Annotated in this window: 10 protein-coding genes and 3 pseudogenes; 4 read left to right on the top strand and 9 right to left on the bottom strand. The window is 56.8% G+C overall.

Annotated features, from left to right (window positions below):
• Positions 1-1,283 precede the first annotated feature (1,283 nt).
• The 4 genes and pseudogenes from OVA00_RS40250 to OVA00_RS39550 all read right to left on the bottom strand — a co-directional run bounded on the left by OVA00_RS40250 (position 1,284) and on the right by OVA00_RS39550 (position 3,017).
• Positions 1,284-1,403: a hypothetical protein gene (locus OVA00_RS40250; RefSeq protein WP_442780611.1), complete on the bottom strand. Its 120-nt coding sequence runs from the start codon at positions 1,401-1,403 to the stop codon at positions 1,284-1,286.
• Positions 1,401-2,001 (bottom strand): annotated as a pseudogene (locus tag OVA00_RS40245) (IS5 family transposase); the annotation flags it as partial. The pseudogene OVA00_RS40245 and the gene OVA00_RS40250, both read right to left, overlap by 3 nt.
• Positions 2,002-2,194: 193 nt before the next feature.
• On the bottom strand, positions 2,195-2,530 hold the full coding sequence (locus tag OVA00_RS39555; protein ID WP_268091107.1) for a hypothetical protein: 336 nt from the start codon (positions 2,528-2,530) through the stop codon (positions 2,195-2,197).
• Between the two features lie 166 nt (positions 2,531-2,696).
• A complete protein-coding gene (locus OVA00_RS39550) occupies positions 2,697-3,017 on the bottom strand; it encodes a hypothetical protein (protein ID WP_268091185.1) in 321 nt (106 codons plus the stop codon).
• A gap of 819 nt (positions 3,018-3,836) precedes the next feature.
• Here OVA00_RS39550 and OVA00_RS39545 point away from each other — a divergent pair.
• Both OVA00_RS39545 and OVA00_RS39540 read left to right on the top strand, forming a co-directional pair.
• Entirely contained in the window at positions 3,837-4,196 is a 360-nt protein-coding gene (locus OVA00_RS39545) for a hypothetical protein (protein ID WP_268091106.1), read from the top strand.
• Between the two features lie 44 nt (positions 4,197-4,240).
• A complete protein-coding gene (locus OVA00_RS39540; RefSeq protein ID WP_268091105.1) occupies positions 4,241-4,687 on the top strand; it encodes a hypothetical protein in 447 nt (148 codons plus the stop codon).
• 871 nt (positions 4,688-5,558) lie between these two features.
• Here OVA00_RS39540 and OVA00_RS39535 read toward each other — a convergent pair.
• Positions 5,559-5,654: pseudogene (locus OVA00_RS39535) on the bottom strand (alpha/beta hydrolase); the annotation flags it as partial.
• Positions 5,655-6,229: 575 nt separating this feature from the next.
• Between OVA00_RS39535 and OVA00_RS39530 the strand changes: the two are divergent.
• Both OVA00_RS39530 and OVA00_RS39525 read left to right on the top strand, forming a co-directional pair.
• Positions 6,230-6,520: a hypothetical protein gene (locus OVA00_RS39530; protein ID WP_268091104.1), complete on the top strand. Its 291-nt coding sequence runs from the start codon at positions 6,230-6,232 to the stop codon at positions 6,518-6,520.
• A 47-nt stretch (positions 6,521-6,567) separates the two neighbouring features.
• Positions 6,568-7,566, top strand: a complete 999-nt coding sequence (locus OVA00_RS39525) for a YihY/virulence factor BrkB family protein (protein ID WP_442780610.1) — start codon at positions 6,568-6,570, stop codon at positions 7,564-7,566.
• 810 nt (positions 7,567-8,376) lie between these two features.
• On the opposite strand, the gene OVA00_RS39520 is transcribed toward OVA00_RS39525, so the two are convergent.
• The 4 genes and pseudogenes from OVA00_RS39520 to glf form a co-directional block, all read right to left on the bottom strand.
• Positions 8,377-9,258, bottom strand: coding sequence for a DUF72 domain-containing protein (locus OVA00_RS39520; protein ID WP_268091102.1), 882 nt, complete (start codon positions 9,256-9,258; stop codon positions 8,377-8,379).
• 86 nt (positions 9,259-9,344) lie between these two features.
• Positions 9,345-11,660 (bottom strand): glycosyltransferase family 4 protein, encoded by a 2,316-nt coding sequence (locus tag OVA00_RS39515; protein ID WP_268091101.1) that lies wholly within the window; start codon positions 11,658-11,660, stop codon positions 9,345-9,347.
• A pseudogene (locus OVA00_RS39510) lies at positions 11,657-14,835 on the bottom strand (glycosyltransferase). Before OVA00_RS39510 ends, OVA00_RS39515 begins: the two are co-directional and overlap by 4 nt.
• Positions 14,836-14,843: 8 nt before the next feature.
• Complete coding sequence (glf, locus tag OVA00_RS39505; protein WP_268091172.1) at positions 14,844-17,186, bottom strand: UDP-galactopyranose mutase; 2,343 nt, start codon at positions 17,184-17,186, stop codon at positions 14,844-14,846.
• Between the last annotated feature and the right edge of the window lie 23 nt (positions 17,187-17,209).

The following is a 17,209-nucleotide window of genomic DNA, read 5'->3' as shown; positions in this document are numbered from 1 at the left end:
ATCACCGCCGCTAACAGGAGTACCCGGGTTGGTGTTACCGCCCGGACTGGTGCCGGTCCGATCCGTTTTCCCATTCGTTGTTGTCGGGGCGATTGCGTTTGTCGCCGGCAATCGCTCACATTGTGCTCCTCCGGCTCCATTGATCTTGTTTGCGTCTCCAATCGGGCCACACTGACCCGGGAAAATGGAGCGCTCGGCGATTTGCCCTTGCGCCGGGACGGCTATGGATAAGAAACCTGCCGACACCACGGTCAGACCGGTGCTTATCAGAAGTCTATGTATCGTGTTCATTTCGACCTCACTAATTTAGCTATATGTTATGTAATCTTTGGTGAGGGGAAAGGTTCCGTCGGACGACTCGCAGCCTGCAGGGCTAGGGTACTATCCTGAGTGTTTTGGGCGCCGTTTAGGGGCGAGCTTTAGTTCCTCCGGTTGAACAACGAGATGCTGCGACCGTCGTGTCTAAACGAAGCAAACTGCTTCCGCGAAATCTTGGGGACATGAAAAGGAATGGCCCCGTCGGGGCGCGACGAGGCTAGGGGATCTTGTCGAGAGACTTCACTGGGGACATTTGTGGGAGCCCTGCGCCTAACCCTCTATCGGGAAACGGTATCAAGACAAAGTGAGAACGCTCGCATCTTGAAATAGTACCTGCGCGCCAAAAGAAATGACCCCGTCCCTTTGGACGGGGTCTTAGAGCGCGCGTGGTATACGAACCGTGCTACACAATAGGACTCCATTCTTAAAACTATCGATGGAAGCCCTGCCTTTGATCCGTTGCGGGAATCGATCATCGGTATTCGAGAACGGTTGCCGATGCGGAATGTTCCCTCGGCGGCGGAGGACCACCAGCCTGAGACTTTTACGCGGCCATATGGGACTGAAGCCCGATGGCGGAATCGAGAGCCTGTCTCGCTTCGCTTTTGATAACGCCAGGTTTGCGCAGGCCCGCCCGACCTTTTCCCTGTCGCGTTTGCCGCAACTTGGGTGAGCTGCCCTCAGCAGCAGGCGGAACCCGGCGGTACCGAACCAGATAGCGTTCTGGTAGGGAGGTTTCATCCGTATTCCCAAACCGATACTCATCGCGATGAAGTTTACAAGTAGGTCAGCGGGCCTGCTGGTACGTGGAATGTTGCGTTTTGGCGCAAGCCGTTTCGAAGACCCTTCGTGTGAAGGCGAGATCTTGGAGGCCAAGATCTTGGATTGCGAGTTTGGGCCTAATGCGCACCGACACCTCGCATAAAAGGAGCGGAGTGCGCGCCATATCGGGCTTCGACGAAGCCTCAAAAGGAGTGCTCAAAAGGTTTGGACGTAGACTCATTACTTCGTAGCCAGATGCGGACTGCGACGAGTTTGAGAGCAGCAAGGTAGTTTTCTGCCAGCTTGTCGTATCGGGTTGCGATGCGACGGAATTGCTTGACCTTGTTGAAGAAGCGTTCGATTTGGTTACGCGCCTTGTAGAGGAAAGGGCGGGCTGAAGCAGATCTGGTCCTTGCGGTTGGCTTTGGGCGGGATATTGGCCCATGCCTTTCGCTCGGTGACGGCACTCCGCAAGGCGTTTGAGTCGTAGCCCTTGTCGGCGAGCAGCATGGCACCCTCGGGCAATTCCCTGATCAAGTCCCCTGCGCTGGCGATGTCGCTCATCTGACCTGCTGTGAGCATCAGCTTGATCGGCCTGCCTTTGGCGTCGACGAGAGCATGGATTTTGGTTGTCAGCCCGCCCCTGGATCGACCGAGACAATGATCTCGATCCTCCTTTTTGCCGTCGCACCCTGTTGATGGACCCGAACAATGGAGGTGTCGGGCAACATCACCGAGGTTTGAAGCATCCAAGCTTCGCAAGGAGAGGCGACAAGGCAGGGAGTCCTTCGCAACCTCAAGCCATTTCTCGTTCGGTCGTGCCAATGTGCCCCATAACGTATCTGCGTCATGGAAAATGATTAGGTCGTGCAATGATAGCGGTTGACGGCTCCAGCTGGAACATCCGCTTTCCCCACCCACATGATCCCGCACTCATTTATGAGTTCACAGCCTAGTGTGCAATTACGCCACCTGCATTCTCCCATCGATTGATGGGTTCAAGTTTTGTCACTGCGGGCAGGGGCGAGTTTCAGCTCGATACAGGCCTGCCTTGGCAGCCCGATCCTTGCTTTGTGAACCTGACCAACAATGCTTCCAGCGACGGCGAAAGAACTTAAATCCGCTTGATCGGCAACGCTCGAATGACAATCTCTTGCTGGCCAAACACGCACTCCAATTCATGGCGATAAACCCGCCACCATAGCTGGTCGAGGTTTTCTGTCATCACTTCCGCCACAACGATCTGATCACGCTCCATTTCAGCTCCGGATACCCAATTTCCTTCCGCGGGAGCATTCCTGTAAAACGTTATGCCGCCGAAGGCCTCCGCAAGTTGATGCCGAACGGTATCGAACATTTGGGAACCGAACGGTTGCCCATCCTGTCGTTTGAGAGGCAGTAAGATCTGGATAAGATGCATGTTCGGTTCCTTGATTTCGAGCAGTCCCATCCTCTAATTGCCAGGTGGGTTCTTCCAGCGAGATAAAAAGCCACAGTCATCGTCAATGACCTGCCCCTCGTAGGATCAGAAATGCTTGCGGACCCTCTCACTCTTCGCGTAAAGTCATTGCCGTGTTTCGTTAGACGCCGCCAACCCACCCTGCAAAGCACCGCGTTCAACCACCAGGACCGAGAAATGCGCCTGCGGAAACAGTATCGGCTGCAACTCCCGCGGCTTCAATCGCCTCCTGCTTGGCCGCAGCGATGCTTGTGGTGGTAAGTCTTTTCATACCGCTCGACATGCGTCCGTGCTTGCAGGCTTCCACATTGAACAGGTCAGGGTGAGCCAACAAGGGATTTGCACGATCCCGCCCGTATCGCGACACCTCATGCCTTAGGGTCTTGTTTCTCTCCCGCGCTTTTGCCGTCGGAGCTTCGCGAACGCTCCTCGAAACGTTCCTCCCCTTTTGCCAGGGGGCTTCCTTTTTGGAGTTCAATCCGGCGCTCCTCTCGTTGGGCACTCTCTTGAAGCCCTCGCGCAGACTCGTTGCCCTCGGGTTGTTCATCCCTCGGCCCTTGAGCCGAGAGCGCCTCGGAGGACGACTCTTGTTCGGCGTCAGGCATTGCTGAACTCGCGCTCGCGGCCTCATCGGCCGAGCGAAATCTCTTCAAAGCTGCGCGAACCTCATCTTCTTCCCATCCGGCCTCGACGGCCGCGGCGACCAATTCGATTTTGAAGTCTTGCCAACTGTCCCGCCCTTCATGAGCTGAAAGAATGGACGAGAAGCACTGGTAACAGTCGGCCGACCTCTCCAACGTGCCCTTCGCAGTCCTTGGGGATGCAATGTATGTCATGATCTCGGACCTCGTATCTGACGGAGCGACCAGGCAGCGAAGTGCAAGGACCTGCATTCGCTATCACTGGCGCGCAAACCTTCGGCCTTGCAAAATGTTCCTGGGAATTTCATACGGAGGGTACGTCGTCGGCCAGGCAAAAAGGCGTGACATGGAGCCGTTGCCGCACGATCGGAAACTCCTGAAGATCCGTGCAGCCGACGTCGTTGCGCGCGCTTCACCCAGGTTACGTAACAATCCACTCGCGGGGGCCCTCTAACCACAGGCTCATCGCCTAGTAACTGCCTTGCCCAGGCTTGCAAGCAATTCGCCACCTGAACTCCTTCCGGCGTCTGGCGCGATGAACTCTATCAACCCTTGAACGAGCGCAGGTGTCTTTTCACATTTGGACGGAACCACCGTCTCTCGTGCGGGTTTCACTGATGGCCGGCCGCCAAGTTCGTTCCGATGGAGAAGTTGCAATGGTAAATATCAAAGCAAAGGGGTTTGAAAACCTCGCGCATTTGCAAGAACATCTGGCTGAGCTCGAGGAAGAAAGCCCTGCAGACGAGCAGGTGCCGGAAGCCTCCCCTTCCCCACAGGAGCAGATCGCAGAATTGCGCCGAGAGCTCGCTCAATTGCAGGCGCGGCTGGTGCCAATTCACGCGAAAACAGAGGAGTTGGACGCTCCATCGCGCCGGGACGTCCATCTGTGGCTGAGGATCGTCATAGCGGCGGCGACAACGCTCGTACTCGCCCGCCTGGTTCAACACTTTCGTCCCGGAGCACCGGGTGCAGCGATCGTACCGTTGCTTACGGCTCGACGTGACGGCAGAATCTGATCCTTACAGGCAAAACGCGACGGTGAATACATCGGGAGGATCCTATGTCGAACGACGATGGAACGGATGACAGAAATAGCCAGCCAACAGCAACTGGAACCACGTTCGGACGCTCGCTCGAAAGCCAGGCGCAAATGGCGGACGCGCGAGTTGTTGCGACTGGTGAAGCGGTCGAAACCCTCAACGTCTACCGGCTTGTTCCCATTGCGGAGGCAAATGATCCCCGCTGGGCAAACGCGCCATCGCACGGCGTGGTTGTGGTGGCTGCGCGCACTGCCGGGGATGCCCGGGTTGTGGCGGCCGGCGGCGAGCTGGATTTCATGGAGGTCGACGCGGCTCCTGCGGAGGACGTAACGACGCTGCAGGCAAGTGCGTTTCGATCCGAAAAACTTTACAGCGTGGTCGAGATTGAAAGAGGAAGATCGGATCTTAGGAGGGGCGTACTTTCCGGTGCGATCTCGGTCGCCAACATCCGGCCGACTCAGGAGTAGAATCATGTAATCCGTTACCGTCGCCAACATGTTACGACCAAATGCAAAACGCACATGTCGAATGCGATGAAAGGCCAATGACCCGATGTGATGGGTGAGCGGATTCGGAGGCTCCCTTTTCAAACCGGCGCGGTTGCATGCCCAGACGGAGTGCACTCCTGATGCGATATATCGGAGCATTGGAGTGGTTGCCCTTCCTTTTCACTCGACTCCAGCGGGGAGCGCTGAAGCCACCTCCAAAAAACCTTGAGGCCCTCGAGGTAGTCGGAGGGTCTCAAAAATGCCCACGTCGCCTTCGTGCCACTCGGTCGTTTAAGCTGCCCCCCTCAACCTCTGATTTGGTGCCGGACGCGGAAAGCTTCGCTCCAAACGTTTCCCGCCGCTCCTGAATCAAAATAGTCCGCCCGCCAAGGCGGGCAGACAACGTCACCAGGTTTGCCGGCCATACCAGTCGTCGATGTCTTGCCGGACACGATCCTACTCGAGGCCGTAAGGCTCCTGCATCTTCACTTCTAGCTGATCTTGTTCGCCCCTTATCTGATCAAGATCGTCGTCGGTGAGTTTTCCTTGATTTTTCCCTTGAATTGCTTGCAGTTACCTTCATGCGATCCGGCGGCGAAACGCCTGGCGGCTCTTTTGTTACCGGTTTGTCCAGATTGGGGTTTGAGGAGGGTGATCGACATAACGGCTGCTTTGCTTCGCGGGATGGCTGGCGGGTGTGAGGCTGCAGAAGAGGACTAGATTTCGATTTGGCTTAGGAAGCGAGCAAGTGCCTTCGACAATTCCTCGGGTGCTTCCTCAGCCATATGAAGGCCTGAACTGATGGAGTGGCCCTCGACGTTCGTTGCCTCCAGACCGCCAGAACATCATCGTGAAGCAATAGAACAGGCGGACCGCTTCCGCCATGTCGCACCCGCAGCTGGCCAGCTGTTACAGGTATCGTTTCAAGTTTGAAGCCCTCGAACATCGTAGTGCCATGAGTGCCATGGGGCCCTAACCGAAGAAACTCTAGCAAAGTCCGATAGTTCCAACCGAGTGTCTGCCTCCCCCAACAAATCGTGGGCCCACGGGTTAGCATTCGGAACACGTCCGACGCCCTGTCACGCCGCCCATTTTGGCCGTCATCACGTCCGCAGGGACTTCGTCCATTTGTGCCTCCCGTCGGCGCGACGTGGGAATTTTACTTCGCCGCTTCTGGGGAACTCTCACCCGTCAATGGTCGAAGAAAGCCACACGGAGGGATAACGGCGGCATGAGACCCTTCCAGCGGTTACGCTCGACAAGCGCGGAAGCGTCCGCTTGGGGGCGAAAGCGACGAGCGCCCTGCGGAACGTTCAAGCTTCTCGCCGGTTTTGGCCTGAGAGAGGAGCCAATTATGGGAATCAACGAATCAAAAAGCGGCGCGCGAGGTACTCAATCACATAGGCTTGGATACTTGTCCGGGGCCGATTGGAACTTTCCGTCTTTTAGCTCGCTTATCGGATTTGCGGCCAATGCCAGTCGAGCGATGATGCCCGGCTGCCCAGATCAAGGAAAAAGACGATGCGGAATTCAGTTGCCGCGGTCATTGTCAGCGTTTCGCTCGGCGGATGCACCGCCGGCGTCGCGACTTACGGCTTCTCGCCAAACTTAGAACCGATACCCGGTAGCATCACCTATCGCGGCCAGCCTCGCACCAAGCTGACGAAAGCACCTGTGGGCAGCATCGTGCCACACGAGTTTCGAGACGAATTCGGTCGGCGCGTTTCTGAGATCTATGTCATTCAGCCGGATCGCTCTCTTCGTCTTGTCTCCCGACGCAGGCAGACATTTGATTTTTTCGATGACGATTAAGGGGGCTTGGCATCCGTAGATTGACGGACGAAGAAATCGCAGAGGCGATAACTTTTGAGCGGCAAGAGGTCGATGTGACGAAGTCAAGGGAAGCCGTGGAACCGGGCAGGGGGCGAAATGCTTCAACGCCTGAAGAGATACCGCCGAAAGGCATTCGCGATGTCTTTTGGCGTGTTGTTTCAGAAATGTTCGAGGAGCGTGTTTTCCTGATCGCGGCGGGGGTGAGTTTCTATCTTCTGTTGGCACTCTTTCCCGCTCTTGCTGCCCTCGTGTCCTTTTACGGCTTCATCGCCGATCCCATCGACATCGGAACCCATATGAGCGTGCTGGACGATCTGTTGCCACCCGGGTCTTACGCTCTGATTTCGGACCAGTTAAAATCTTTGACATCCCAGAAGACCACAACGCTTAGTTTCGGTTTCGTCAGCGGCCTGTTCATCTCGCTCTGGAGTTCTGCCAATGGCATTTCGGCGCTTTTTGATGCCATGAACGTCGCCTATGGCGAAACTGAGAAGAGGACATTCGTCACCCGGACGCTGCTTTGTCTCGCATTCACGTTCGCCGGGTTGCTTTTTGCGGTGGTCCTGATCGTGGCAATCGGCGTCATTCCCGCCTTGCTGGCGTATCTGTGGCTCGATCGGTGGACTGAAATCCTGACGAGGACGGTGCGGTGGCCGATGATCCTCTTCCTCGTCGCTATCGGCACGGCCTCGATCTACCGGTACGGGCCGAGCCGCGAGCGGGCGAAGTTACGGTGGCTCAATTGGGGTGTCATATTCAGCACGTTTATGTGGCTCGCCGCCTCATGGCTCTTTTCCTTCTATTTGCAGAATTTCGCGAACTACAACGCGACTTACGGCGCTCTCGGCGCGCTAGTGGGTTTCATGATGTGGGTATGGATTTCGACGGTTATCCTCATCATAGGTGCTCTGATTAACGCGGAGCTCGAACACCAGACAGTCGTCGACTCCACCACCGGTATACCGCTCCCGATGGGTGAACGCGGCGCCTACGTTGCTGACACACTCGGCAAAGCTGCCGACTAGGCGCGTAAAGCCACGTCGGTTCGCGCACCGCTCTCCGAGGCGGGGGATCTGCAGACCCGAATGAGCCGATCACTCTGAAGGTCGGGTGTGCGCACCGTCAGCAAGAAACGCTCCGACGACCGACGTTGTGGCGCGTGCTCAGCTCCGTTCTCGTGCCACCGACACCAGTGCGCCCGGCGTTCGAACTTCGACGAATCCTCAAGCCGCGGCAGATCGCGTTCGCTCATCGCTATGAATTCCATGCGCGATCTCCCAGGTCATCCGCCCTCCGGGAAGCGCGTGCACAAGTCCAGGTTGAACCGTGGTTAGGGATCCTGCCGTTGCTCCGACACGAAGCCGAATGGCCGGTCCAGCGACACCAACGTCGGGTTAGCTGTGCCCTTCGATTTCCGCGGCCGGTCTGCGAGTAAGTCCGAGAGTTCGCAAACTCCTGCGTCGTGAGGCCGATGCACTAGCGCATACCCGGCACACGCAAGCCGCCGCGGCGCGCCTGCTCAGTAGATCCTGGCGCATCTGCGAACCTCGCTCTTTCGTGGGCTTTTTCCGTCGTGCCACTTTGATCAAGCTCCTTCCCGGCGCCGATCTGAGGCGCTCAGTGAATGCCGCAGGGGCGGTCAACTGCCTCATTGCTACGAACGGCAATTGTCGGAGGCCGCGGGCGGGAGGTCCTGGTGGAGCTCACCGCTCGACCCCAAAATACAGGCCATATAGTCCCAGATCGTGAAGGGGGGCCGCGCGGTGGCCCTTCAATGTTTCCGATAGAGATGGCGAGCCAGATAGGGCTATAGGCAAAATCTGATCAAAGGGAGTCTACTCGAGCAGCAGCTCCGACAGGCGCTTGGCATTCTTGATCGCATGACCATCACGATCATTGTTGAAGTAAGCCCAGACCGTTTTCGCTCCGCTTTGGCGGATGCGTTCCGCCCATATCCTCAGTTCGGCGTCACTGTAATCGTGCCTATACCATTGGTATGGCCCGTGAAACCGCACATAGATGTCATCGCAAGTCTTCACGAGGGCGTCGGGCAGCCGAGGGCCACTGCAGGAGCAGAAAATAGTTCCATTTTTCTCAAAAGCGTCGAACACGTCGTCATTCCACCAACTCTTGTGGCGGAACTCCACAACGTTTCGACGGGAAGGGTCAAGCTGAGCCAGTATGGTGTGCAACATCTCGGCGGAGTAACGGACGCTTGGAGGCAATTGAAACAGAAAGCAGCCCATCTGGGGGCCGAGAACGTCGGCTATGTAGCCAAAGTCCTTGACCAAGGTGCTGGTGTCGTCGAAGCGCCTGACGTGGGTAATGAGCTCACAGACTTTGACCGTGTAAACAAAATTCGGTCCTGCTTGTCGCAGCCAATTCCTCACCGCGGCGATCGTCGGCCATGAATAAAAGGGCGCATTGAGCTCCACCGTTTGGAACTGCTGGGCATAGATGGGAAACCACTTGCTCGAAGGAATATCTGCCGGATAAAGCTGTCCTTTCCAGTGCCAATAGTACCAACCCGAGCAGCCGATATGGAGGCCGTGTAACAGGTCCCGCGGAATGGTGAGCGCGCCTCCATTCGTCCTCAGCGCCAATCTCAACGCATGCATCTTTTCGGCCCGGCCTATATTCGCAAGCCGCTGCCTCTGTCGGCGCTGCGCGCGACGGGCGCGACGTTCCGCAAGTTCTTCCGAAGAGCGCTCCACCATCTGACAATCCGCCGTTTTCCCTGGTCAGAAAGTATCAAGACGGGATTTGGTCCCTGCTTTCCAAACACCTATCCACCTTCGCGCCTTTACATCCGTGAAGCACGCGAACTCCGGGGCGGAGCATCATGCTTGTTTGCGATTTCTTGAAGAAATGCTTCGATCGTTTTGACCTGATGGAACAACTGATCCGCCAACGGCCTGTAAACATTGCGAAGAGGTGGCGTTGGTTCAGCTGACAAAAGGCCATTGTCGCAAGGGCGACCGTCATCCCAGCCCGCATGATTGGCGATAGAATAGAGACATACTGCCTCTATAGGCACTCCCCACATCATGGCAGCCCTGACTTCTTCGCCGACATATGCCAGCCAATCGGACCGGCGATCGCCTTCAGTACCCGTCTCTGCGATCAGCATTGGCCTGCCATATCGAGCGTAGGTTTCGACAAGAATTTTGCGCAATGGTTTGTAGAGAGGGTGTTCGACGTCGATCGTCGGGCCGCCGTGGATCCACTGGTTGTTGTGGTAGTAGTTGACGCCGATGATATCGAGATACTTTTCCGCGCCTCCCAACTGGGGCCACAAGCGTCCCGAAATCATGTCCCAGGCTTGGTATTGTGCCAATCGATGGCCTTCAGCAGCAAGTCGATCGCCTGGTCGCTCGGGATCGGCCAAAACATTGATGGCCGGCTCGCAGTGGACAAATCGGGCCCGAGGCTCGACCTCAAGAATAGCATCCATCGCCGCGATCGAGGCGCGCGCAAGCTGCACCTTGAGCTCAAAGCCCCTGCGCCCTGCCCAAGGGTTGAGGTAAGCAGCGTCTCCACCCGCCCATGAAAAGAAAGAGATTTCGTTGACAGGCACGAAGAACGGCGGGGCGGCGATTTCGCTTCGCAGCAGTTTTGCGGCAGCCCCCGCAAAACGCGCAAACCGTCTTACAAATTCAGGCGACCATATATCGATATCATCGGGCCAGCCGTAGTGCATAAGATCCCAGATGACCTGCGTTCCGGTGGTGCGCGCTGCGCGTATTAACGGTAAAACACTGCTCCAGTCATATGTTCCGGGCAGTTGCTCGACCAAATGCCAGCGAAAACCATCCCGTACGCTGCGGATATGATGGCTCGCCAGCTGACGGTAATCATTTTCCGCATATTGTTCGTGTTTTATCGAGGCTATCATATCCAGGCGCCGACCCCGGCCCACCCCAGCCCTTGGTCGGACGCGGTGGGTGGAACATTCAAAGCCTCCTTGGAAGAAAGACTGGAACAGTCCGGTCGGAGCGCACGGCGTCCTTTCCTCAAGGACTTCGTCAAAAAGCGCCTGCCACTGCGGAACCACCGCTTCGACGCTGTAAGTCTTCTCTACATGCAAACGCAACTGTAGACCGAAGCTGGCGCGCAACTCCGGCGATCCGGCAAGCATTGTGACGGCCTCTGCCACTGCTAGTGGATCGTCATGTCCGACAAAATAGCCAGAAAGGCCGTGTTTGATCTGTTGTCGTGAACCGTTGTCGGCCGTTGCAATGACCGGAAGGCAGGCGGCCCCAGCCTCAGAAATGACATGGGGCATGCCCTCGTCCCGCGAAAGCCAGACGAACACGTCGAACGCTGCAAGCAGGTCCGCGACGTCGACCCGGTCACCCAGGAAGCTCAAGACGGCATCCAATCCAAGCTTGCCACACAGAGCCTTCACATGCTGCGCATATTCGGGCATGAATGCATCTGGTCCGCCCACAATCACAAAGCGCATGGTGTGATCTTGTGCGTGAATAATCGCGGCCGCCTCGATGAAGGTCTCGACATTCTTTTTTGCATCAAGACGCCCGACCCAGCCGACCAGGATCGTGTCGTCGTAGATGCCAAGTTGCCGGCGCGTTGCAGACCGCCGGCTCGGCTCGAACTCCTTGAGATCGACCATCGATGGGATCTCTCGGGCATCACATTCCCGCCCAGGCATTCGAGACGCGGCGGCGTCGCGAATGGAGCGACAGACACCCACATAGCGACTGGTCAAATGTTTCGGTCCGCTCAAAGCTTCCAGAACCAGGCCACCATGCTCGATCAACGGCGGGCGAATGTGCAGCCGTTCAAGTGCCGGGTAAATGTCTGCAACATTCTGACATGAAACCACCACGTCATAAGAAGGAATTTTGTCGGCGAGATAGGCAACGGTCTCTTCGAGCGACATAGAATAGGGCGCAGTGTCCACTTCGATGCCCAAAGCCCGCAGCTGCTGATGCGTCTGCGCGGGCATGCCGTCCTTGTGCAAACATGCGACCACATCGATTTTGTAGCGCGAACGGTCGATATTGGCCGCAAGAAGACGAACCTCGGTTTCCTCTCCTCCCACCACCAACCAGCCGAAGACGAAGAGGACGGTCTTGGGACGGCATGAACCCGTCATGGCCCCACCTTGAAGACAATCTGCAAGAACTCAAACCTCCGCTGCAGCAGATCCGAAAGAAACTCCGGAGCATCCTCGAAGGGGATCACATGGGTGATCATGTGCTGTTTGATCAGTTCGCCCTCACGGGCCAACAGGTCGATTGTTTCGCCCGCAAGCCGGCGTTGGCTCCAATGCGATGAAAGACCGCGTGGAACACGATTGATCTGCGCGCAGCGTATGTTAAGGCCATTGTGGTGGAACTCCTCACCCAATCTCAGCCTGGCAGCTCCACCCTGATAAAATGCCAGGTCAATCACGCTCCCCTGGGGTCGTACGGCCTTGAGTGCGACGTTAAGGCTTTCCGAATGGGCCCGGGTCTGAAACACGATATCGGCTCCGCGGCTTCCAGCGCCGTCGTGCCAGTGCGTCTTCGCGTGTTGCCAGGCGTGTTCCTCTGACATTGCCTGAATGCCCATCGCCTCTGCCTTTTCTCGGCGGAACTGTGACGGATCCGCGACGACGACCTGGCAAGCGCCAAGGGTCTTGGCAAAGAGCGCTGTGAGCAAGCCCACGGTCCCAGCTCCGATAACCAATACGCGTCGACCGACGACACCGCACCCCAGGAAGGGCAGTGCCGTTCCGAACGCATCGGCATCGGCATGGAGAATGCCATTGGCAGCTATCGGGCCCATTTGTGCGACGAAGATGCCAAGCAGCGGATCGATCGTGGTGGGAAGTGGGACGAGAAGGTCGCAAAACGGGTCGGCTACATGGCCGGTCTTGTGGGCGTAGGTTGCAGCGACGATATCGTTTGTTGCGTAGCCGGCGGCGTTTGTGTCTGCGACCCGCGCCACCTCCATGTAGCCTAGAAAGGGAACAGGATATGACAGGTCAGGTTCGTTCTCTATGAAAACCCCCCGCTCGCGATCGAAGCGCGAATGAAAGTAGGGATTGGTGTTTTTGAGGAACGTTAACTCGGTCCCGGCCGAAAACCCGGTAAAGAGTGTGTCGAGCTGTACGTGACCGTCGGCTGGCGCCTCTTCCTCATATTCCAGAAAGTACATTTTGCCAGGGCGCTCGACGCCGAGGGATCTTATGGTGCGGTTGAACATCGGCGCAATTCCTAAAAGCTGTGGAGGTCGATCGGCTGACCGGTTTCGGCAGACTTGCTCAGAGCTAAAGCAATGCAGTGGGTCGCGAGCGCCTCATGGTAAGGGCAACGAATGCGATTTTCGCGGCCCCGCACCGCATCGACGAAGTCGCGATCCTCCAGCCGCACCGGGTCTCCGTCGGCCCGGCGCACCGGCCTCCCCGCCCCGACATCCACCATGATGTCATGGTCTGTCAGTTCAATCGCCAAGCCATCGGCGAAAAGGTTCAATCCCATGTGATGCCCCCACTTCAAGGCACACGTGGACGCAATGTTTCCGATCGCACCTGTTGCGAATAAAAAGCTGGCCGTGCTCGAAGTGGCAACATCGAGATCTGGAAAGTCATCCCTTTTTCTATGCGTCGTCTGGCCGAATACCCGGACGATATCGCCGACAAGATAACGGGCGAGATCGACGATATGGGTCGTCTGTTCGACGGTTTGCCCGCCTGATGTCTCCTTTTTCCACCACCACTTCGGGGGTGGAGTCTGATCGAGCCAGTAGCCCGAAACAAGTTGTGCAGGGTTCTCAGCCAGGCATCGGCGCGCTTCCTCGACGGTGTCGAGGTATCGCCAGTGATAGCCCACCGCGGTAATCAGGCCGGCCGCAGCAATGCCCGCGGCGAGCTCTCTGGCAAGATCGAGATGCAGGCTGATTGGCTTCTCGACAAAAAATGGAATCCGAGCCGAAATGAGCTCTCGCTCGACATCGCCATGCGCAAATGGGGGGACACAGATATAGGCGGCATCCAGTTCCAGTTCGCCTAGCATCTGGGCAGAGGAAGTAAAGGCTCTGGCGCCAAATCGGCCTGCCGCATGCTGGGCCCGTTCGATGCCGGGATCGGCAAAGCCTACGAGTTGCACGTCGTCGAATTCCGCCAAAATATCGAGATGGCGGGACGCGATCCCGCCCACTCCAATAAAACCGATGCGCGTGCGTTTCATGGTTCGATGCTCTCTTTCGTTGGCGATCGCTGAATGGAGAACGGATCGGTAGATTTCTGCGGTCTCCTCGACCATCCGGGCTGCGGTGAATTGTTGCTTGAACCTTCGTCGCTGCGCCTCTCCCGTGCGAGCTGCCCCTGCCGGATCGGCTAGGACGGAGATAATCCCCTCAGCAAGCCCTTCCGGATTGCTGGGCTCGACAAGGAAGGGATGCTCGTCTCCAAGAGCGTCAATCGTCCCTCCGATCGAAGTCGCAACGACAGGGACCCCCACCGACATCGCCTCAAGAACCGCCAGCGGCAGCCCTTCAAACAGCGATGAGAGAACGAAAACGTCCGCCGATGCCAGCAGCGAGGCTATGTCGTTGCGCTGCCCTGCAAACAACACAGCGCGTTCAAGTCCGAGCTCTGCGACCAAATTCTTCACATTGCCGACTTCAGGACCGGTACCAACCAGTAGCAGCACAGCATTGGGGAATTGTTGCAGGACGCGAGGCATCGCCCTGACCAAGGTCAGGTGGTCCTTCTGCCGTGTGAAGCGCGCAACCGATATAAGGGTGTTTGATCGTTGGGAACCCCACTCAGACCGCACCTCGATGCCATCGCGAAGCGGTGGAATTCCGTTTCGGACAACCTTGATCTTGTTTGGATCGACGCTCTCACTCGGGAAAGTCGACCGCGCCGCGGGGGAGACGACAACCAGTCGCTCGACGAAGCCAAGACCCTCGAAGAACGCCGCCTTCTGTTCTCCTTCGGTGAGGAGAAACGGCAAATGCTCCGTTCTGATAACCGGAACACCTGCGACTTTTCCGGCGTGTGCGAGCCCATGGCCTTCCCAGCCGATGCCTGCGTGAACATGAATAAGATCGGCATCGACCGATTTCAGCCACAAGCCGCACTCGGCGATGTCGTCGAACTCTTTGACCGCCAAGCCGAGTGCGAAGGCTTTCGAAGCAAGGTTGCCCTCGCATCCTCGCGGCAACACCATCGTAACTTCAAAGCGTTCGCTGAACCCCTCGCCGAGAATAAGCATGTGGGCACCCATGCCCGATGCATCGCAGCTATCGGTCGCAAGGACGAGCTTTTGTTTTGGCTTCATGAGAGGGCTCATCGAACACCCAAGCTATGGTCCGCCGTGTCCCTGGCCGCAAATCGCTTGAAAGTCGAAAGTGCCTGACCCACAACCTGGTCCATGTTGTAGTAGCGGTAGCTCGCCAGTCGTCCGACGAAGGTCACATCGCTGCGCGAGCGAGCAAGAAGCGCGTACTGATTGTAGAGCTCCTGATTTTCGGGCCTTGGGATCGGATAGTAAGGGTCTCCGGCTGAACACGCGTACTCGTGACACACACTCGTCTTGGGATGGACTTGCCCGGTGATGTGCTTGAATTCGGTCACTCTCGTGTAAGGAATCTCTTCAGAGGGAAAATTCACAACCCCGACGGGCAAAATTCGCCGCTGGTCGTAGGTCGTGTGTTCGAACCGCAGGCACCGGTAAGGAAGCCGACCATACTGATAGTTGAAGAACTCGTCGATCGGTCCGGTGAAGATGATATGCGTGCCGGGGAACTCATCCCGGACATCTCTAAAGTCGGTGTTGAGCCGAATATCGATGCGATCGCTATCCAGCATATTCTCAAACATCTTCGTGTAGCCCTCCTTTGGCATCGCCTGGAAGGTGTCCTGGAAGTAGCGATCGTCGGTGTTCGTGCGAGTAGGAATGCGGGCGGTAACTGCCTTGTCGAGTTGAGAAGGATCCAGTCCCCATTGCTTGCGCGTATAGCCCTCGAAAAATGTCCGGTACAAATCCAATCCGACCTGCGCGATAACGACGTCCTTCGAAGTGCGCACCCGGTCCATCGGCTCCGCCTTGGAGGCGAGGTACTGGGCAGCCGCGTCGTCGTCCTTCAAATCAAGTCCGTACAGCCCATTGAGGGTTGTGCGATTGATCGGTATCGGCAAGAGCTTGCCCTCTACATCAGCAAGCACGCGATGTTCGTATGGCCTCCACGCGGTAAAGCGCGAAAGATAGTCGAAGATCATTTCGCTGTTGGTGTGGAAGATGTGCGGGCCATATTTGTGAACAAGAACGCCATGTTCGTTGTAGAAATCGTACGCATTGCCTGCGATGTGGGATCGCCGATCGCAGACGAGCACATTGTGCTTGCCTTTGTTTGCCAGCCTCTCGGCAAGGACTGCCCCAGCAAAACCGGCGCCGACAATCAAAAAATCATAAGCACGGCGCTTAGATCTCATTTTTGCCGGTTTTCGCGAAATGGGCGATATCGAGCGCAGATTTGTTTCAGCCGCTTCCTGCACCAATCCGTCCATTTTCCGGTGAGTCTCATCCCATGAGACCGTCGACAGAAATTCATCGACGCCTTTCAGCCATTTTCCTGACCGGGGCTTTAAATTCATTGCGGCTTCGCATGCCTCAACGAATTCGCTCGCATCGGATGCAAAGAAGACCCCGCTGATGTCTTTGTATTGACGCACGACGTCGACAACCGGCGTAGTGACCACGGCAAGCCCGGCTGCCAGGTATTCCGGGGTCTTTGTCGGGCTGATAAACCGGGTGGCCTCATTCATGGCAAACGGCATTAGAGCCACGTTCCACCCAGAGAAATAGGCAGGCAGGACCTTGTAGTCCTTCTGGCCGAGGTAGTGGATGTTGGGTGCGCGAGGAAGATCCTCCTCCCTGATCTTGGCCACCGGACCAATGAGAACGATTGACCAGGACGGCCGTCGTGCCGCCAAGACGCTTATCAGTTCCAGATCAAGACGCTCATCGATGACTCCGCAAAAACCGAGGACAGGGCCAGCAAGATCCGCTTGGTCCGGTGGGCTGATCGGCACCGTTCGTGCCGACCGAAAGTGCCCCACATCCACGCTGGAGGGAAAGGGATGAATGTTGTCATGCAGGAGGCGCTTGGCGTCGTAGAGGCTATGGCCACCTGTGAAGACCACATCAGCCCGATGCATCAGCTCACGCTCCAGTTTCACCATATTTGCCGGCGCGAATCTGAAGTTGGCAAGTTCGTCCATGCAATCATGAACAATTGCGGCCGCATCGACATGCCGGGCAAATGGAAACATCATTGGTGTGTAGAACCACAGGACTGGCTTGGGATGACCAACAAGGTCCAGAAGCTCGTCGAGCAATCCGGCCAAACCCGTGTTTCGTTGTGCCTCGGTCCATTCCCTGGGAATTCGGGGCCTAACGGATTTTACGGTCGTGCCCGCGAAAGGATGGATTTCCAGATAGGCCAGATGGTGGTCTGTCGGAATAAACTCTTCAAAGAAGTAGACGTGTCGGTCGCGAGCAAACCGCTTCATGAGGTGTTGTGGCCGCTGCACGACATAATCCCACCGCAGGTGTGAAAAACAAATCACCGGCGCGCGAGCATTAGAAGAACTCTCTTTTTTCTTCGGATCTGCGGTTAGAACATCCATACTCATTCCGCGCTGAGATGTTC

Source organism: Ensifer sp. SL37 (assembly GCF_026672675.1).
Lineage (GTDB): Bacteria > Pseudomonadota > Alphaproteobacteria > Rhizobiales > Rhizobiaceae > Ensifer > Ensifer adhaerens.
This window is presented reverse-complemented; position numbering and strand designations above follow the sequence as displayed.